This is a genomic window from Aeromonas media, assembly GCF_000819985.1.
Classification (GTDB): Bacteria; Pseudomonadota; Gammaproteobacteria; order Enterobacterales; family Aeromonadaceae; genus Aeromonas; species Aeromonas media.
In genome coordinates this window covers 1-17,786 of record NZ_CDBZ01000232.1, presented here as the reverse complement: position 1 = coordinate 17,786, position 17,786 = coordinate 1, and the positions used below count along the sequence as shown (strand labels likewise).

Sequence of the window (17,786 nt, the reverse complement as noted above, 5' to 3'; positions counted from 1 at the left end):
GGAGATGCCTGATGCAGGGGGCCTGGCCGGCCCCCGGGTTCAACCGTATTGCTCTTCCATCCAGGCTTCGACGATTAGCTGGGCGGAGACCCCGTCCACGCTGCCCTTGTCCAGCGCCTTGTAGCCGCCGCGCTCGAACAGGCGGGCGCGGGCATCCGTGGTGGTGAGCCGCTCGTCCTTGAACTCCACCGGCTTGCCGAAGCGGCCATGGAGGCGGTTGCCAAACTTGCGGGCCCGTACCGTGATCTCCTGATCCGTGCCATCCATGTTCAGTGGCAGGCCGACGATGAGCAGATCCGGCTGCCACTCCTTGAGCAACTTTTCAATTTCGTCCCAGTTGGGAATGCCGTCGTTGGCCTTGAGGGAACGAAGGGGTTGGGCCGTGCCCGTGAGCTCCTGGCCGATGGCGACGCCGATGCTCTTGGTGCCGTAGTCAAAGCCCATGATGCTGCGTGATGACATGGAGTTCCTTAAAACTGGATGTGTAGAAGGGGCCCGGGGGCCCGCTTGGAGAAGGCTAGCTGTGCCCCACCTGGCTGGATAGATGCAGGGGATTGACGCCTATGCTGGCGGCGGCCTGCTGCCAGCGCTGGTGAATGGGGGTGTCGAACACCAGCCTGGGGTTGGGGGGGATCACCAGCCAGGCGCCATCCACCAGCTCCTGCTCGAGCTGCCCTGCGCTCCAGCCGGCATAGCCCAGCGCCACCAGCCAGTGGTCCGGCGCCTCGTCCGTGCCCAGGGTCTCGAGGATGTCCTTGGAGGTGGTGACCATCATCTCGTCGCTCACCTGCAGGGTGGAGTTGAAGCCGGGCCGGAAGCTGTGCAGCACGAAGCCGCGATCAGCATGGACCGGGCCCCCCTGCAGCACCGGCTGTTTCATCTCGGCGGTGGCGGGTGGGCTCAGCTTGAGCTTGGTCAGCATGGCGTCCAGGGACATGTCCACCGGGATGTTGACCACCAGTCCCATGGCTCCCTCGCTGTTGTGCTCGCACAGATAGACCAAGGAACGTTCGAAGTAGGCGTCCGTGAGGCTCGGCATGGCGAGCAGAAAATGGTTTTGCAGTGTTTGCATAGATATCAAAGAGTGCAAAGGTATTTGGGGTGATTATGGCAGTTGACGGCGGCGGGCAAAACCGCTTTTTCGCGCAGAGAAACCGGAAGTCCGGGCGCTGGCTCACATCGTCACGCAACCGAAAAGAGCAGGGGCCGCGTTGGCCCCTGTGGTGTCACTGTCTGGGTGACGGCTTCGAGGGGGCATTCCCCGGCCCGTCAATCAGGGTCACTGTCCCAGCCGGCGTTCGATGGCATCCATCAACATGCCGGTGATATGCACCGGGAAGGCCGCCTCGATTTCGCGGATGCAGGTCGGGCTGGTGACGTTAATCTCGGTCAGGCGATCGCCTATGATGTCGAGCCCGACGAAGATGAGCCCCTTCTCTTTCAGGGTGGGGCCGACAGCACGGGCAATGGCCCAATCTGCCTCGCTCAAGGGGCGCGCCTCGCCGCGGCCGCCGGCCGCCAGGTTGCCACGGGTCTCTCCCTGGGCCGGAATGCGGGCCAGGCAGTAGGGCACGGGCTCGCCGTCCACCACCAGCACCCGCTTGTCGCCGTCCTTGATGGCGGGCAGGAAGGTCTGGGCCATGCAGTACTGGCTGCCGTGGGCGGTGAGGGTTTCGATGATGACCCCCACGTTGGCATCATCTTCCTTCATGCGGAAGATGGAGGCGCCGCCCATGCCATCCAGGGGCTTCAGGATCACGTCCTTGTGCTCGGCGTGGAAGGCGCGCAGCTTGTCGGCACGGCGAGTGACCAGGGTGGTCGGGGTGTGCTCGGCAAACCAGGCGGTGTAGAGCTTCTCGTTGGCGTCGCGCAGGCTCTGGGGCTTGTTGACGATGAGGCAACCCTCGTCCTCGGCTCGCTCCAGCATGTAGGTGGCGTAGATGAACTCGGTGTCGAAGGGGGGATCCTTGCGCATCAGGATCACGTCCAGGCTGGAGAGCGGCTGATCGATCACCTCGCCCAGGCTGAACCAGTGGGCGTAGTCATGCTTGACGGTCAGCGGGCGCATGGTGCCAAAGGCGCGACCGGCCTGCATGTAAAGATCCTTCATCTCCAGATAGAAGAGCTCATAGCCACGCTTTTGCGCCTCTTCGAGCATGGCGAAGCTGGAGTCCTTCTTGATGTTGATGGCCGAGATGGGGTCCATCACGATGCCGAGTTTGATGGTCATCCGAGATTCCTTCTGGTGGCTCGATTGCGAGTGAGATTCTTAAAACCTGTTTCAGGCGAGATCGCCGAAGCGGCACTGCAGCGCAGTGATGGCGGTCAGGGCGGCGGTTTCGGTGCGCAGCACCCGCGGCCCCAGCAGCATCTCCTTGAAATCCTCTTGCACGGTACGGGCGATCTCGTCGCTGGACAAGCCCCCTTCCGGGCCGATCAGCAGCCGCACCCCGTGCTCGGGGACCGGCAGGGTGTTGATGCTGTAAGGGGCGCGCGGGTGCAGGTTGAGCTTGAGCTCCTGGGTCTCTTCCGCCAGCCAGGCGTCCAGCTCCATGGGCATGCGTACCTCGGGCACTACATTGCGGCCGCACTGCTCGCAGGCGCTGATCACCACCTTCTGCCACTGCTCGCGCTTCTTCTCCAGCCGATCGGCGGGCAGCTTGACGCCACAGCGCTCGGAGAAGAGCGGGGTGATGCAGGTGACGCCGAGCTCCACGGATTTCTGGATGGTGAAGTCCATCTTGTCGCCACGGCTGATCACCTGGCCCAGATGGATGGCGAAGGGGGACTCCACCGAGCGGGCCTCGCAGCTGTCGATGTGCACCTCCACCGACTTCTTGCCGACGGCAGTGATGGTGGCGGCATATTGGTTGCCGTCGCCGTTGAACAGCTCGAGCTGCTGACCCGGCTGCATCCGCAGCACCCGGCCGATGTGGTTGGCACCGTCTTCCGACAGGGCGAGAGTCTGGCCCACCTGCAGGGCGGCCGGTTCATAGATACGTGGAATGCGCATGGCTGATCACAGTCTCTTGGCTTGAACGCGTTGGGTGATGGGAGGGGTGACCCTCCCTGTCAAATGGGGCTATTGGCACTGCTTTTCAATGAAGGGGTTGGTATTGCCCTGCAGTTTGCCGATGCGGCTGTTGCGCTCGCACTCCCAGCGGTCGGCCGGGTACTGCCTGTCCCAGGCCTCGAACAGTTTACGCTGTTGGGCGGCCAGGCGCAGCCCATACTGCTGGCCCATGTAGAGGTAGGCGCGGGCTATCTGGCCGCGCACCGGCCCCTTGGGCGGCTGCACCCGGCGATCCTTGAAGTCCACCAGCATCTGGCACTTGCCGTACTGGTTCGGCTTGCCGTTCCAGTCGGAGAAGCGGTAGTTGGCCCGATCGCCGTTCACCTCGCCGATGGCGGGGAAGAGGTTGTGCATGTCCCCCTCCATCTTGTTGAACTCGTCACTCTTGCCGCAGTTCTTGCGCCCGCCCTCCTGCCAGCACTGGAGCTGGTGGCCGAACTCCCAGGCGGGCACCACGTGCTCCCACTCGATACGAGAGGCACGATTGGCCTGCTTGCGCGGCAGGTAGCCGCAGCTCTCCCAGTCCGGGGCCATCTGTTTGCCGCTGAACTTGATGTTGCAGCCGCAATAGAAGGTGGTGGGGTGGCTCTGATAGAGCTTGTTCAGATCCTGCTTGGCGGCGCGAAAGGTCTGGGGGACCTGGGCATGGGCCGGGGCACTGACCAGCAGGGCTAGGCAGAGGGAAATCAGAGGGCGAAACATGAAGATCCTTGGCAATGAAACGAGTGAATGAAGAAGCCGCGTACCCTATCACAGGGGCGCGACACGGGTTGACTCAATCCGCTGTCAGCACCAGGGGCTGGCGACAGCGGCGGCAGTGATAGCGGGCCTCGCCGCGCACCACCTTGTTGTGACGACGCACCGAGAGCTGATGCTGCTGGCAGGCACAGGCGTAGGCATGGGTGCGCTGGACCAGCACGGCGAGATCGAAGCTGTGGGTGGTGTTGGGGGCGAGCGCAAACACCTCCCGCATCACTGACTGCCACTGGCGGCCGTGGGGCAGCACCCGCGACTTGCCGCGTCCTTCCCCCCAGAGCGCATAGACCAGCAGGTGCGCCACCTCATGGGGCACCACCTCGGCCAGAAAGGCCTGCTGGTTGGCCTGATAGAGGGCGGGGTTGAAGCGCAACTCCCAGGTTTGCAGCCGCGCTGACCCCGCCGCCCGGCCCCGCATGTTGCAGTGGATCTGCGGGCGCGGGAAGGGGCGGCCGAGGCGTGCCTCCGCCTGCACTAAGCAGGCGTCGACCCGCTGGTGCAGCAGCTGGAGCAGGGAAGCGTCGAGTTGGACTCTGGTGGCAGACATCGAGATCTCGTCGGGTAGCGGATAAGCAAAAGGGGAGCCAGGCTCCCCTTTTATCACAACGACCAGCCTTACAGACCGGCGGCGTCGCGCAGCAGAGCGGCCTTGTCGGTCTTCTCCCAGGGGAACTCGTCACGGCCGAAGTGGCCGTAGGCGGCAGTTGCCTGGTAGATGGGACGCTTGAGATCCAGCATCTCGATGAGGCCGTAGGGGCGCAGCTCGAAGAACTCGCGCACCAGCTTGACCAGCAGCTCCTCGGCTACCTTGCCGGTGCCGAAGGTCTCGACGCTGATGGAGGTCGGCTCGGCCACGCCGATGGCGTAGGAAACCTGGACTTCACAGCGGGCAGCCAGACCGGCGGCAACGATGTTCTTGGCCACATAGCGGGCGGCGTAGGCGGCAGAACGGTCCACTTTGGAAGGGTCTTTGCCGGAGAAGGCGCCACCACCGTGACGGGCCATGCCGCCGTAGGTGTCGACGATGATCTTGCGACCGGTCAGACCGCAGTCACCCATGGGGCCGCCGATGACGAAACGGCCGGTCGGGTTGATGAAGTACTTGGTGTCCTTGTTGATCCACTCGGCCGGCAGCACCGGCTTGATGATCTCCTCGCGCACCGCTTCCACCAGATCCTTGTGGCTGATGGAGTCGCAATGCTGGGTAGAGAGCACCACGGCATCCACACCCAGGATCTTGCCTTCGCTGTCGTAGGCGAAGGTGAGCTGGCTCTTGGCATCCGGGCGCAGCCACGGCAGGGTGCCGTTCTTGCGCACTTCGGCCTGACGCTTCACCAGCAGGTGGGAGTAGGTGATGGGGGCGGGCATCAGCACGTCGGTTTCGTTGGTGGCATAGCCGAACATCAGGCCCTGGTCACCGGCGCCCTGCTCCAGCGGATCGGTACGATCCACACCCTGGTTGATGTCAGGGGACTGCTTGCCGATGGCGTTCAGCACGGCGCAGGAGTCGGCATCGAAGCCCATGTCGGAGTGGGTGTAACCTATCTCGCGCACGGTGTCGCGCACGATCTGCTCGATGTCGACCCAGGCAGAGGTGGTTACTTCGCCGGCCACCATCACCATGCCGGTCTTGACCAGAGTCTCGCAGGCGACGCGGGCCTTGGTGTCTTGCACCAGGATGGCGTCCAGCACCGCATCGGAGATCTGGTCGGCGATTTTATCGGGATGGCCTTCGGAGACCGACTCGGAAGTAAACAGCTTTGCCATGATTGGTTCTCGATTCGTATGGGGTTATCGCCTTGGCCATAACCGGAAAATGACAGGATGACTGTAGAGGTATCTACATCTGGACGTCTATTTTAATTAGGTCACAGGGTGATTGCCAGCACTATTTGGGGTTGGACCCGGCCGGGCCAAGGTGCAGCCTGGATCCACCTCCATGGAGGTAAGGGAGGGGGCGGATTGAATCGTTTTCCCGGGCCAGAAAAGCGATTGTGCTCCCAAAGCCACTTTATTCGCCCAGATAATATTTGCACCGCGCCCGCCCTGCTGGGACAATAACGCGCCTTAATCTTGGCCATCAAATGAAGCAATCGCAGGAGATACAGATGCCTTCTCGTAAAGAGCTTGCCAATGCCATTCGCGCATTGAGTATGGATGCCGTTCAAAAAGCCAACTCCGGTCACCCGGGCGCCCCCATGGGAATGGCAGATATCGCCGAAGTGCTGTGGCGTGGCCACCTCAAGCACAACCCGAATAACCCCAAGTGGGCCGACCGTGACCGCTTCGTGCTGTCCAACGGCCACGGCTCCATGCTGCTTTACTCCCTGCTGCATCTCTCCGGTTACGACCTCTCCATCGATGATCTGAAAAACTTCCGCCAACTGCACTCTCGCACCCCGGGTCACCCGGAGTACGGTTATGCCCCTGGCATCGAGACCACCACTGGCCCGCTGGGTCAGGGCATCACCAATGCCGTGGGCATGGCGATCGCCGAGAAGGCCATGGCCGAGCAGTTCAACCAGCCGGGTCACGACATCGTTGACCATTACACCTACGCCTTCATGGGCGACGGCTGCCTGATGGAAGGTATCTCCCACGAGGCTTGCTCCCTGGCCGGTACCCTGCAGCTGGGCAAACTGATCGCGTTCTGGGATGACAACGGTATCTCCATCGACGGTCACGTGGAAGGCTGGTTCACCGACGACACCCCCAAGCGTTTCGAAGCCTACGGCTGGCACGTCATCCCGGCCGTTGACGGTCACAGCCCGGAAGCCATCAATGCCGCCATCGAAGCCGCCAAGGCCGAGACCGGCAAGCCGACCCTGATCTGCTGCCGCACCATCATCGGTTACGGTTCCCCGAACAAGTCCGGCTCCCACGACTGCCACGGCTCACCGCTGGGCAACGACGAGATCGCCGCCGCCCGTGCCTTCCTGAAATGGGACCACGCACCGTTCGTCATCCCGTCCGAGATCGCCGCCGAGTGGAATGCGCAAGAAAAGGGCACCAAGCTCGAATCCGACTGGGCTGCCAAGTTTGCCGCCTATGAAGCCGCGCACCCGGCCCTGGCCGCCGAATTCAAGCGTCGCACCACTGGCGAGCTGCCGGCCAACTGGGCCGCAGAGTCCGCCAAGATCATCGAGACTCTGCAAGCCAACCCGGCCAAGATCGCCACCCGCAAGGCCTCCCAGAACGCTCTGGAAGCCTTCGGCAAGCTGCTGCCGGAGTTCATGGGTGGTTCCGCCGACCTGGCCCCGTCCAACCTGACCATGTGGTCCGGCTCCAAGTCCCTGACCAATGAAGATGCCTCCGGCAACTACATTCACTACGGTGTGCGCGAGTTCGCCATGTCCGCCATCATGAACGGTATCGCCCTGCACGGTGGTTTCATCCCCTACGGCGCCACCTTCCTGATGTTCATGGAGTACGCCCGCAACGCCCTGCGCATGGCCGCCCTGATGAAGCAGCGTGCCATCTTCGTTTACACCCACGACTCCATCGGTCTGGGTGAAGATGGCCCGACTCACCAGCCGGTCGAGCAGATCGCCTCCCTGCGTCTGACCCCGAACATGAGCACCTGGCGCCCCTGTGACCAGGTAGAGTCCGCCATCGCCTGGAAGCACGCCATCGAGCGTACCGACGGTCCGACCTCCCTGATCTTCTCCCGTCAGAACCTGCCCCAGATGGACCGCACCGCCCAGCAGTTGGCCGATGTGGCCAAGGGTGGCTATGTGCTGAAGGATTGCGCCGGTACCCCGGAGCTTCTCCTGATCGCCACCGGTTCCGAAGTGGAGCTGGCCGTTGCAGCTTACGAGCAGCTGACTGCCAAGGGCCGCGCCGTGCGTGTGGTCTCCCTGCCGGCCACCGACGTGTTCGACGCCCAATCTGCCGAGTACAAGGAGTCCGTCCTGCCGTCCAGCGTCACCAAGCGTGTCGCCATCGAAGCGGGCATCGCCGACTACTGGTACAAGTACGTGGGCTTCGGCGGCAAGATCATCGGCATGACCACCTTCGGTGAGTCCGCCCCGGCCGAGCTGCTGTTCAAGGAATTCGGCTTTACCGTGGAAAACGTGGTTGCGACTGCAGAGTCCCTGTAATCGCTGACCATTGGGTCGCACTGGCCTAATAGCCTGAACGATAAAATGCCCTCCATCGCAAGATGGGGGGCTTTTTTATGAGCTTGAAATATAATATTAAAAGTTTGTTATAGCAGCTTATAAAGTGAGTTATCCTTCAATTTAATTTCTTGGAGATATAGTTATGGAAGCATGGGAAAAGCTAACAAATCCAAAGAAGTTGCGAGAGAACTTAATGAGCGCTTCTGTATATATATCATCATATGAAATGTGTAGAGATTTTATTATATCAAAACCAAGAGATTTTTTTACTGATCACTGGGGAATCAATGGTGAGACTCTAAGTGAGGAATACTCAAAGGAGGTTATGTCTTTTAACCAGAGCCCTCTTAAAGCCTCATTGTTATGGTTCAAAGATCAAGGTGCTATAAGCGATATAGATATTGAGTGCTTTGAAAAAGCAAGAGAACATCGTAATGAAATTGCACATAATTTACCTAAATTCATATCAGAGCCAGATCATGAAGTTGATGCTAGTATTTTTAATAGAATGCTTGAGGTCACAAACAAAATTGGTGTTTACTGGGTCATAAATTATGAGTCATCAATCCACCCAGATTACTCAGGTGCAGAGGTAGATGAGAACGGCATTAAAATCGGGACAGTTATGATGATTAAGATGATAATGCAGATCGCATTTGGTCAAGAGCCTGAAGACGGTTATTATTACAATGGAATTAAAAAAGCGATAGAGAAAGATTAAGCGTGAAAATATTATTGTCTCGTAGGTTCGATTAGCGAAGCGTAATCGAACGTTCGCGTTCTTTACGTTGATGCCATAAAAATAATATTCTTTCCTGTTACCAAAAAAGAGACCGACATATAGCCGGTCTCTTTTTATTATTCAGGGCATGTCTTACGCCTGCGGCGGGGTACTTTCCGCGTTGGACATCACCGCATCAATCTGCACCAGGGCGCCGGCGGGCAACTCGCTCACCCCAATGACGGTGCGGGCGGGCAGATAGTTCGGGAAGTATTTGGTATAGATGGCGTTTACTGCGTCCAGATCCTCGATGTTCTTCACCTGGATATTGACCTTGACGATATCGTCCATCACGTGGCCGATACTCTCGACGATGGTCTTGATATGGCCGAGGCACTGGGCGGTCTGCTCACGGATACAGCCGGTCAGCACTTTGCCTGTGGCCATGTCGAGCGGCAGTTGGCCGGCGATATGGTTGTAGTGGGAGAAGGCGACAGTCTGGGTGTGCAGGGGGCTGCGCGGCGCCTTGTCGGTATTGCGGGCGCTGATCACCAGATTGTGTCTGTCTTCTACCAGCTGCGGCGGAGTGCCGTCACCGTGGGAGATCACCGCATCCATCTGCACCCTGGCACCCTGCGGCAGGGCGGAGGCCGCGATCACGCTGCGGGCCGGCAGATAGGCGACGGCGCGGGCGATGGCGGAGTCCGGGAAGAAGGTGCGGTAAACCTCGTTGACGGCGTCCAGATCCACCAGGCTGGTCAGATAGACGGTGACCTTGACGATATCGTCAAACGGCACATCTATGCTCTCCAGCACGTTTTTGATGTTGCGCAGGCACTGGGCCGCCTGCTCCTGGATGCCGCCGGCAACCAGCTGGCCGGTGGTGGCATCCACCGGCAGCTGGGCACCGATATTGTTGTAGTGGGAGAAGGCGACGGTATGGGTCGAGAGCGGATCCTGCGGTGCCTTGTCGCTGTTGCGGGAGAGTTTCACCAGCGGGCAGGGTGCCTGCGGGAAGGTGCCTTCCCCATTGGAGAGCAGGGCGTCCATCTGGACGGCTGCACCGAGCGGCAGACCGGCCACGGCGAGCACGGTGCGGGTTGGCAGATGGTGGGGGAAAAATTCCCGATAGACGGCGTCGACCGCCTCCAGATCCCCCATGTCTTTGAGGAAGAGGGTGACTTTCACCATGTCGTCCATGACGTGGCCGATGCTCTGGACTATGGCCTGGATATTGGTCAGGCACTGTCTGGCCTGGGCTTGGATATCGCCACTCACCAGTTTGCCTGTCTTGGTATCGACGGGGAGCTGGGCGGAAATATTGTTGTAGTGGGAGAAGGCCACGCTCTGGGTGCAGGGGCCCAGATCCTGCGGTGCATTGGGGGTATTTCTGGCGGATTTGATGATGGTACCACTCATGGCGATACTCCTTTCTCTTTATTGATGTAGGGTCAACGCCTTCCTTCCTCGTTTGCCGCACACCTCGCTTTATTTCGGCAACAGTTGCCCGTTCCCGACGAATGACGACGGGTGATACGGAAAACAGTCATCGCTGTTTCGAGTCTGGCTTCGACGTCGCCTGCGTGGGCGAGCGGCTGATGGAGAAATGGATCGGGTTGATGATTCAGACAGGGGGATTCTATGGGGGGCCGACCAGGGGATGCAAACCGGGATCGCATTTCTATGAGGTGGCTCAATGCTCTGAAATATAGCTAAAATGCGGTTCAATTCACCATATATAACGGCTGACCGGGTGTCATAACGCGCCTTATAAGGGAAATGGCCGCAGTACGTGGGTTTGTACCGGGCCATCGTTGATCAATTCTGTGAATAAAGGGTTAATCATCGGCAATATTTTGCTGTTCATGCACTCCAATATGAATGGCTATGCATTTTATGCCCATGGATGGGGCTGTCAGCAACATCAAAAATATGTTAGCCAGTGCCCGTTTTCGACCCTTGAAACAGCGGCGGGAAATATCATTCACCCAGGCTGCATGACGACGATGTCATTGACGCAAGCGAGCCGCTGCAATCAACCAATACGGGCTGCATATGACATCCAGATTTATGCAATGAAATTGCAGCGGGAAAAGAAGGGGGATGAACACGGTCGATAACGTCTGCCGGCAGAGCCGGACAATGACAGAGAGGGCGGCATGTGCCGCCCTCTCTGTGCGTGTGCGCAGGTTGCCCGCTCAGGCGGGGTAGAGTGCGCCCAGCACCGCCGGTCGGCTGGCGCCGGTGACGGCGGGCAGGTTGCCGGGCTGGCGCGTCATGAAGCGCTGTGCCAGCCAGGCAAACGCGGCCCCTTCCACCCAGTCGGGGGCTAGCCCGAGCTCAGCCGTGCTGGTAAGGCGCCAGCGGGGCAGCAGGGCGGCGAGTTCCGCCAGCAGGGGACCGTTGTGGGCGCCGCCGCCGCAGACGAACAGCTCTGGCCTGGTTTGCGTCTCATCCACTGCGGGCAGCTGGCGGGCTATGCTGTGGCAGGTCAGCGCCTGCAGGGTGCGCTGTACATCCACCGGGGCGTATGCCGTGCCTGCCAGCTCGTGGTCTAGCCACTTCAGGGTGAACATCTCCCGACCCGTGCTCTTGGGGGCGGGGGCGGTGAAGTAGGGGTGAGCCAGCAGTTTGGCTAGCAGCTCGGGAACAAGCTGGCCGCTGGCCGCCCACTGGCCACCGGCGTCATAGCTGCCGCCGTCGGGCTGATGGCGGCGATACCAGCCATCGAGCAGGGTGTTGGCGGGACCGGTATCGAAGCCATATACCCCTGAACCAGAGCCCCCGTCGGCATGGCCCGGCAACACAGAGATATTGGCGATGCCGCCGAGGTTCAGCACCACCCGCAGGGCGCCCGGTTTGGCAAAAATGGCCTGATGGAAGGCGGGCACCAGCGGCGCCCCCTGACCGCCGAGGGCCATGTCCAGGGTGCGAAAATCGGCAATGACGTCGATGCCGGTCAGCGCCGCCAGCAGGGCCGCATTGCCGATCTGCAAGGTAAAGCCGAGCTGGGGGCGGTGGCGCACTGTCTGGCCGTGGGAGCCGATGGCGCGGATATCCTTGGGCTCACGCCCTGCCTTGGCAAGCAGCGCCAGGGTGGCGGCGGCAAATTCCTGCGCCACGCGATTGTCGGCCACACCCATGCGGTCTATTTCGTTCTCCCCCGGGGTGCAGAGGGCGTGAAGCTCGCGCGCCGTTGCCTCTGGCCAGGGGTGGCAGAGCGCCGCCTCCACCCGAAGAGTTTCCCCATCCAGAGTGACCAGCACGGCATCGATGCCATCCATGCTGGTACCCGACATCAATCCGATATAGCGCTCGCTCATGGCCTCTCCTTGTTATCTGTTCATTTACAGCAGCCACGATGGCAGTGGGGCGACTCTTAGCTGCCGTTGCTGTCCCGCTGGTTCTGGGCCAGTTGCAGGTCCGTGCTGTCAAGCTTGGCCAGTTGCGGTCTGGCCTGTGCCTTGAAGCTGGCCAGTGCGCGCCCGGTGAGGGTCTCGGCCTGGGGCAAGTTGAGGGTGCGCGGGTTCTTGTGCACGCCGCCCACCACGAATTCATAGTGCAGGTGCGGGCCCGTGACGCGGCCGGTGCCTCCCAGCAGGCCTATGGTCTGCCCCTGTTTCACCCGCTGCCCCTTGTTCACGGTGCGCTTGGAGAGGTGCAGGTACTTGGTCACATAGTTGCCGGCGTGCTTGATAAAGACATAGTTGCCGTTGAACTGGTTGTAACCGGCCGCCACCACGCTGCCGCCCCCCGCCGCCATGATGGGGGTACCCACGGGCGCCACGTAGTCGATGCCGTTGTGGGGGCGCACCTTGCCGGTGACCGGGTGCAGGCGACGCGGGTTGAAGTTGGAGCTGATGTATTTGAAGTTGACCGGGGCGCGCAGGAAGCTCTTGCGCATCGCCTTGCCTTCCGGGGTGTAGTAGTTGCCATCCTGGTTCAGCACTGCGCGATAGATGGCCCCCTGGTTGATGAACTCGGCCGCCAGGATGTCACCGGAGGCGACCCGTTCGTCATCCTGAAACTTGTCTTCGTAGACCACCCGGAAGCTGTCTCCCGGCTGCAGGTCCTGGGCAAAATCGATGTCCCAGCCGAAGATGGCGGCCAGGTCCATGATCTGATCCTCCGTCATGCCTGCCTCGCTGGCGGCGCCCCAGAAGCTGGATCGGATCTCTCCCTTCGCCACCTGCTCGCGGGTGTCGAGCTCGAGCTTGACCGACCTGGCGACGAAGCTGTCGTCCTTGCGGCTCACCTTGAGCGCCTGTTCCAGGCTGTGGGGGTAATAGAGGCTGTGCAGCTCGCCCTGTTCGGTAAGCTTGAAGGTGAGCTCCTGCCCCGGCTGCAGCATCCGCAGGGGATCGCTGCCATCGAGCTGATCGATCAGGTGCAGGTCCGTCGTGCTCAGGCCAATGCGCTGGAAGATGACCCCCATGTTGTCGCCCCGGCGCACCTTCACCTGCTTGGTGATGTAGCGCGGCTTGGGCGGGGTGAGGGGCTGCGCGGCCTCGAGTTCATCGTTTGCGGCGGCCGCGTCGGCGGGCTGGCGCAGGGCAAGCTCGTTGCCGTTGTCATCGACCCGGGTGGCGACGGCCTGTTCGCTTGGCCAGGCTGCCAGCATCATCACCAGGATGCTCAGAATAAGCACCATCTTGCGGTGCCAGGTAGGAAGAGAGTTGAAGGCGTGCCAAATGACCATGAGAAGCTGACGAAGTTGAACCCAGAAGAAGGTCGGAGTTTACCGCCTTTCCAATTGGCCTGCCATTCCAGTAATATGTCTGGCCCTGTGGAATCGTGATTGGAGAGTCAAAAAATGTCCCAGCTCGAGGTGGCGCTAGCCGAGATCAAGCGCGGAGCGGAAGAAATTCTGGTTGAAGAAGAACTTGTCGCCAAGTTGAAGGAAGGGCGCCCGCTGCGCATCAAGCTGGGGATGGACCCGACGGCTCCGGACATTCACCTGGGTCACACCGTGATCCTCAACAAGCTGAAGACCTTCCAGGATCTGGGCCACGAGATCATTCTGCTGATCGGTGACTTCACCGCCATGGTGGGGGATCCCTCCGGCAAGAACAGCACCCGCCCGCCGCTCTCCGAAGAGGCCATCAAGCACAACGCCCTCACCTATGCGGAGCAGGCGTTCAAGATCCTGGATCCCGCGAAGACTCGGATCGAGTACAACTCCAGCTGGCTCGGCGAGCTCGGCGCGACCGGCATGATCAAGCTGGCGGCCAAGCAGACAGTGGCCCGCATGATGGAGCGCGACGACTTCAAGAAGCGCTACAGCGGCGGTCAGTCCATCGCCATTCACGAATTCCTCTATCCTCTGCTGCAAGGCTATGACTCGGTCGCGCTGAAAGCGGACGTGGAGCTCGGCGGTACCGATCAGAAATTCAACCTGCTGATGGGCCGCGAGCTGCAAAAAGATGCCGGCATGGCCGCCCAGTGCGTGCTGATGATGCCGCTCTTGGTGGGGCTGGACGGCGTCAAGAAGATGTCCAAGTCCGCCGCCAACTACATCGGCGTGCACGATGCCCCGGGGGAGATGTTCGGCAAGATCATGTCCATCACCGACACCCTGATGTGGAACTACTACGAGCTGCTCTCCTCCCGCCCGCTGGCGGACATCGAAGGCTTCAAGGCCGGCATCGAAGCCGGTACCCTGAACCCGCGCGACGTGAAGATCTGGCTGGCGAAAGAGATCATCACCCGCTACCACGACGAAGCGGCGACCGAAGCGGCCCACGAAGACTTCACCCAGCGCTTCTCCAAGAACGCCATCCCGGACGAGATGCCGGAGGTCGAACTGGCCCTGGAAGGGGAAGGCCTGGCGATTGCCAACCTGCTCAAAGACGCCGGCCTGGTGGAGACCACCTCCGAGGCGCTGCGCATGATCAAGCAGGGCGCGGTCAAGCGTGACGGCGACAAGCTGGAGGATGGCAAGGCGCTGGTCGGCGCCGGCACCGCCGTCTATCAGGTCGGCAAGCGCAAGTTTGCCCGGGTGACCGTCAAGTAAGCGCGATCCGCTGATAGAAAGAAGGCCTCCATGATGGAGGCCTTTTTGTTGCGTCATTCCCGGGGGCTGCGGGGATCAGCCCTGCGTTTTAAGGAAGTTGCGATAGAGCATATAGAGATGGGCCGAGCTCCAGCTGAAGTTGCTGGCCCCCTGCATGGCGCCGGTTTCCGGGTTGTAGTTCTCGCGGATGGGGCCGCTGCCCGCCAGCCCCTCGGCGTTGGCAAACAGCTTGTTGACCAGCAGTTGGGCGTCGTCGCGATAGCCGTAGTTCTCCAGCCCCTTCACCCCAAAGTAGAACTGATCCAGCCAGACCCGGCCGCGCCAGTAGATGTCGGGGTCGTAGGCCGGGTTGGTCAGCGCCGCCGTGCCGAGCGGCACCTTGGTGTTGAACTCTTGGGCATTGAGCATCACCTCGCGCACCCGAGCCGCTTTTTCTTTGTCCGCCACCTCGGCCCAGAGCGGGCTCCAGCCTTCCGGGCCACGACCTCGGGCGGTCAGCAGCTTGCCGACGCAGCCGTTGGCATCTGCCACATCGCCCTGGGCAATCTGGCGATCGTAATAGAAGCCAGAGGCCTCATCGAACAGGCAGCTGTTGATGTAGCCAGCGAGCTGGCTGGCGCCCTCGCGATAGCGGATCCCTTCGTCCGGTTTGCCGAGCAGATCTGCCATGTCCGCCAGGATGCGCTTCTCCTTGGCGAGGAAGGCGTTGAGTTCCACCGACTCCTGATCGATGGAGAAGCCGATGAGGCTGCCGTCGTCCTCGTGGTTTTCGAAGAAGGCGACGTTCCAGTCCTGGCGGGCCTTGTCGATGTCGCCACCATAGGCCTTGTCGGCGTAACGTTGTAACTGGTCTTGCTCGATGAAGCCGAAGCGGGCGGCGTTGTCCATGCCGGACTCCCAGCCAGCACCGTGCTGGGCACCTATGTCCATCTCGTCGTACCCGCCTGTGTTCAGCACCTGCTGGTAGAGCGTCATACCGGCGCAGCCATACCAACCGTCCCCTTCGTCGGTACAGCTCGCGAGATCCAGCCCGGCGGGCACTCCGCTCCCATATCGCACCTTGAAGGTGATGTTGCCGAACTCGTCGTTGTGCTCGACGTGGCGGGTGGCGCCGTATTCGATGATGCCGTTGCGGTTGTTGTCCCGTGCCCTGTACCACCAGTCGTGATAGGCCTGGATCTTCGGATACATCTCGGCGATGAAGGCCTTGTCTTTAGTGGCGCTGTAGATCTCCCAGATTGCCCAGGCGGAGAGCGGCGGCTTGGTGTCCCGCTCGTTCCAGTTGCCGCCGTCGCCACCTCTGTCCGACAGCTTGTTGTAGAAGACGGCGTCGATCACCATGCCGGCATCCTGCGGACGCACCGGGTCATCCGGCTGAACCTGGTAGTCATACATGGCGCGCACGTTGTTCTTGGCTACCTCGGGGTTGAAGTGGGCCATGGCGTAGGCGTGCTTCCAGCTGTCCCAGGCCCAGACGCCGTCGAACCAGCGGGCCGTGTTGGAGGGGGTGACCCCGTCGTGGAGGATGGCGCCAGCCGGCGAGCGCCAGTTGCCGTTGAGGGTCTCCATCGCCTTGACCGCGATGCGACGCTCCGACTCCGGGATGCCCTGGTTGGAGAGGCCGCGCGCCAGGTAATCCTCCCAGCGACTAATAGAGGCATCGAAGGCGTCGGCCGGGTCGGCCAAGAGCGCCTGGCGGCTCTGCTCGAAGCGGCTCGCCTCCTCGCTGCTGTGGACATAGCTCTGCAGGGTGTAGATATCCTGCTGACCCTTGGCGGCCAGGGTGAGGCTGGCCTCGCTCACATAGCCGAGCCCCTTCTCGTCCAGGGTGGTGCGGCTCGGCAGGGTGCGGTCGATGCGATAGCGGGCGCTGCCGCTTTGCATGATGTTCCAGGTGCTGCGCAGTTCGCCGAACTGGAACTCGATGCCTTGCTCGCTCTGGCTGATGGTGCGGGTCCAGTCGGGATACTGCTCGGCGACCGTCTTGTTGGCATTCCACTGCTGGAGCAGCTCCCCCTGCCAGTTGAGGGTCAGGGTGAGGGGCGCATCCTGGTTGTTCACCAGACGGGTGCGGATAAGGGCGGTGCGAGCATCGCCGTAGCGCAGCTCCAGCTCCAGGGTGAAGGGCTCGAACTCGAAGCGCTGCACCAGGGCGCCGGGGATGGCGTAGATCTCATGCTTGCTGGCGCTGGTGAGCGGGAAGGCGCGGCCGCTCTCGTCGCTCAGGCTGAGCCGGTCAAGCTCGCTTGCAAAGAAGAGGCTGTACTCCTCGGCGATCACCATGGGGCCGGTGAAGCCACCCCATTCGCCGTCGCTTTTGGGCAGCAGGAAGCCGTGCCAGGCCCCGAGATCGAGTAGCGGGTTGTATTTGAGGTTGGAGTAGCTGTCAAAGTCACGGAACTGGAGCGGGGTGCCGGTGCGATCGATCACGTTCCGATACTGGTTCGCCAGGGTGGCGCCAGGCGGGGTTGGGGCACTTGAGTCATTGCCGTTGCAGGCGGCCAGGCCAAACAGGGCGACACCCAGGGCGATGGAAAGTAAATTTTTACGAAACATATCTCGCTCCAATGACGATTTTGTAGGTTAAGGAAGGTGCTTTTTTGTGTTTATTTTAGTAAAAACGTTTTCATGGCCATTCTAGGGGAAAGAAAGCGGAAAGATTGGCGCTGCGTCACAGTATGGATGGGGAGACGTGTGATCGAGATCACCGGGTTACATGAGGTTACACAGGAATCGTTTTTAGTAACTATTTACTTGGCATCGCGGGGCAGTTGCGGGGCAGGTGCGCAAATATTGGTGGGGAGTCAGGCCGAACTCCTGCTTGAAGCGGGCGGCGAAGCGGCTGGGAGAGTCGTAACCGCAGGCGAGGGCGGCCTCCAGCGGGCTCAATCCCTGTTGCAGCAGGGTGAGGGCGTGGCTCATGCGCACCTGGGTTTGGGTGGTCTGACTCAGCTTGCGGCTAGCCATGGAGCAAACCTGCTCGAAGCAGAATGTCAGCGCCGGGCTTATCTCAAGGCGCGGCTTCCTCTGCGGGGTGGCCTGGGCGTCAGTCAGCCACTCGGCGGGGAGCGGGCCGGCCATAAAAAAGGCGCTGTCCCAGTT

The 17,786-nt window shown here is 61.1% G+C and carries 16 protein-coding genes; 4 read left to right on the top strand and 12 right to left on the bottom strand.

Annotated elements, in window-relative coordinates:
- Window positions 1-39: 39 nt before the first annotated feature.
- From ruvX to metK, 7 genes are all read right to left on the bottom strand, one after another.
- Complete coding sequence (gene ruvX / locus BN1127_RS20810; RefSeq protein ID WP_025326196.1) at window positions 40-462, bottom strand: Holliday junction resolvase RuvX; 423 nt, start codon at window positions 460-462, stop codon at window positions 40-42.
- A gap of 55 nt (window positions 463-517) precedes the next feature.
- Entirely contained in the window at window positions 518-1,072 is a 555-nt protein-coding gene (locus tag BN1127_RS20805; RefSeq protein WP_042650730.1) for a YqgE/AlgH family protein, read from the bottom strand.
- A gap of 207 nt (window positions 1,073-1,279) precedes the next feature.
- Complete coding sequence (gshB, locus tag BN1127_RS20800; RefSeq protein WP_042650729.1) at window positions 1,280-2,230, bottom strand: glutathione synthase; 951 nt, start codon at window positions 2,228-2,230, stop codon at window positions 1,280-1,282.
- A 51-nt stretch (window positions 2,231-2,281) separates the two neighbouring features.
- Window positions 2,282-3,013: a 16S rRNA (uracil(1498)-N(3))-methyltransferase gene (gene rsmE / locus BN1127_RS20795; protein ID WP_042650728.1), complete on the bottom strand. Its 732-nt coding sequence runs from the start codon at window positions 3,011-3,013 to the stop codon at window positions 2,282-2,284.
- 69 nt (window positions 3,014-3,082) lie between these two features.
- The gene (locus BN1127_RS20790) at window positions 3,083-3,775 is read right to left on the bottom strand and encodes an endonuclease (protein WP_042650727.1); all 693 of its coding nucleotides are present in this window, start codon (window positions 3,773-3,775) and stop codon (window positions 3,083-3,085) included.
- 73 nt (window positions 3,776-3,848) lie between these two features.
- Window positions 3,849-4,376, bottom strand: coding sequence for a SprT family zinc-dependent metalloprotease (locus tag BN1127_RS20785; RefSeq protein WP_042650726.1), 528 nt, complete (start codon window positions 4,374-4,376; stop codon window positions 3,849-3,851).
- A gap of 68 nt (window positions 4,377-4,444) precedes the next feature.
- Window positions 4,445-5,596, bottom strand: a complete 1,152-nt coding sequence (gene metK / locus BN1127_RS20780; RefSeq protein WP_005330558.1) for a methionine adenosyltransferase — start codon at window positions 5,594-5,596, stop codon at window positions 4,445-4,447.
- A 341-nt stretch (window positions 5,597-5,937) separates the two neighbouring features.
- On the opposite strand from metK, the gene tkt reads away from it, so the two are divergent.
- Together tkt and BN1127_RS20770 are read left to right on the top strand one after the other, a co-directional pair.
- Window positions 5,938-7,929: a transketolase gene (tkt, locus tag BN1127_RS20775; protein WP_042650725.1), complete on the top strand. Its 1,992-nt coding sequence runs from the start codon at window positions 5,938-5,940 to the stop codon at window positions 7,927-7,929.
- Window positions 7,930-8,092: 163 nt separating this feature from the next.
- Complete coding sequence (locus BN1127_RS20770; RefSeq protein WP_042650724.1) at window positions 8,093-8,671, top strand: hypothetical protein; 579 nt, start codon at window positions 8,093-8,095, stop codon at window positions 8,669-8,671.
- A 153-nt stretch (window positions 8,672-8,824) separates the two neighbouring features.
- Here the strand turns inward: BN1127_RS20770 and BN1127_RS20765 are convergent, their stop codons facing one another.
- Window positions 8,825-10,090: a RidA family protein gene (locus BN1127_RS20765; RefSeq protein WP_042650723.1), complete on the bottom strand. Its 1,266-nt coding sequence runs from the start codon at window positions 10,088-10,090 to the stop codon at window positions 8,825-8,827.
- Between the two features lie 407 nt (window positions 10,091-10,497).
- Here BN1127_RS20765 and BN1127_RS22290 point away from each other — a divergent pair, with 407 nt between their 5' ends.
- On the top strand, window positions 10,498-10,791 hold the full coding sequence (locus tag BN1127_RS22290; protein WP_156139798.1) for a hypothetical protein: 294 nt from the start codon (window positions 10,498-10,500) through the stop codon (window positions 10,789-10,791).
- Window positions 10,792-10,869: 78 nt separating this feature from the next.
- Here BN1127_RS22290 and BN1127_RS20760 read toward each other — a convergent pair whose 3' ends face one another.
- Both BN1127_RS20760 and BN1127_RS20755 read right to left on the bottom strand, forming a co-directional pair.
- Entirely contained in the window at window positions 10,870-11,994 is a 1,125-nt protein-coding gene (locus BN1127_RS20760; protein ID WP_042650722.1) for an anhydro-N-acetylmuramic acid kinase, read from the bottom strand.
- A 56-nt stretch (window positions 11,995-12,050) separates the two neighbouring features.
- Complete coding sequence (locus tag BN1127_RS20755; protein ID WP_042650721.1) at window positions 12,051-13,370, bottom strand: peptidoglycan DD-metalloendopeptidase family protein; 1,320 nt, start codon at window positions 13,368-13,370, stop codon at window positions 12,051-12,053.
- Between the two features lie 114 nt (window positions 13,371-13,484).
- Here BN1127_RS20755 and tyrS point away from each other — a divergent pair, with 114 nt between their 5' ends.
- Window positions 13,485-14,684 carry a tyrosine--tRNA ligase gene (tyrS, locus tag BN1127_RS20750; RefSeq protein ID WP_042650720.1) on the top strand — a complete coding sequence of 400 codons (1,200 nt, stop codon included), beginning with the start codon at window positions 13,485-13,487 and terminating at the stop codon, window positions 14,682-14,684.
- A 75-nt stretch (window positions 14,685-14,759) separates the two neighbouring features.
- On the opposite strand, the gene ygjK is transcribed toward tyrS, so the two are convergent.
- Together ygjK and BN1127_RS20740 are read right to left on the bottom strand one after the other, a co-directional pair.
- A complete protein-coding gene (ygjK, locus tag BN1127_RS20745; RefSeq protein WP_042650719.1) occupies window positions 14,760-17,240 on the bottom strand; it encodes an alpha-glucosidase in 2,481 nt (826 codons plus the stop codon).
- 183 nt (window positions 17,241-17,423) lie between these two features.
- The coding region (locus BN1127_RS20740; protein ID WP_042650718.1) for a helix-turn-helix domain-containing protein at window positions 17,424-17,786 on the bottom strand (363 nt) is incomplete at its 5' end.

Bases quoted from the DNA above. Each gene is read 5' to 3' on its own strand.
- ruvX (WP_025326196.1), bottom strand. From the start codon at position 462: ATGTCATCACGCAGCATCATGGGCTTTGACTACGGCACCAAGAGCATC.
- BN1127_RS20805 (WP_042650730.1), bottom strand. From the start codon at position 1,072: ATGCAAACACTGCAAAACCATTTTCTGCTCGCCATGCCGAGCCTCACG.
- gshB (WP_042650729.1), bottom strand. From the start codon at position 2,230: ATGACCATCAAACTCGGCATCGTGATGGACCCCATCTCGGCCATCAAC.
- rsmE (WP_042650728.1), bottom strand. From the start codon at position 3,013: ATGCGCATTCCACGTATCTATGAACCGGCCGCCCTGCAGGTGGGCCAG.
- BN1127_RS20790 (WP_042650727.1), bottom strand. From the start codon at position 3,775: ATGTTTCGCCCTCTGATTTCCCTCTGCCTAGCCCTGCTGGTCAGTGCC.
- BN1127_RS20785 (WP_042650726.1), bottom strand. From the start codon at position 4,376: ATGTCTGCCACCAGAGTCCAACTCGACGCTTCCCTGCTCCAGCTGCTG.
- metK (WP_005330558.1), bottom strand. From the start codon at position 5,596: ATGGCAAAGCTGTTTACTTCCGAGTCGGTCTCCGAAGGCCATCCCGAT.
- tkt (WP_042650725.1), top strand. From the start codon at position 5,938: ATGCCTTCTCGTAAAGAGCTTGCCAATGCCATTCGCGCATTGAGTATG.
- BN1127_RS20770 (WP_042650724.1), top strand. From the start codon at position 8,093: ATGGAAGCATGGGAAAAGCTAACAAATCCAAAGAAGTTGCGAGAGAAC.
- BN1127_RS20765 (WP_042650723.1), bottom strand. From the start codon at position 10,090: ATGAGTGGTACCATCATCAAATCCGCCAGAAATACCCCCAATGCACCG.
- BN1127_RS20760 (WP_042650722.1), bottom strand. From the start codon at position 11,994: ATGAGCGAGCGCTATATCGGATTGATGTCGGGTACCAGCATGGATGGC.
- BN1127_RS20755 (WP_042650721.1), bottom strand. From the start codon at position 13,370: ATGGTCATTTGGCACGCCTTCAACTCTCTTCCTACCTGGCACCGCAAG.
- tyrS (WP_042650720.1), top strand. From the start codon at position 13,485: ATGTCCCAGCTCGAGGTGGCGCTAGCCGAGATCAAGCGCGGAGCGGAA.
- ygjK (WP_042650719.1), bottom strand. From the start codon at position 17,240: ATGTTTCGTAAAAATTTACTTTCCATCGCCCTGGGTGTCGCCCTGTTT.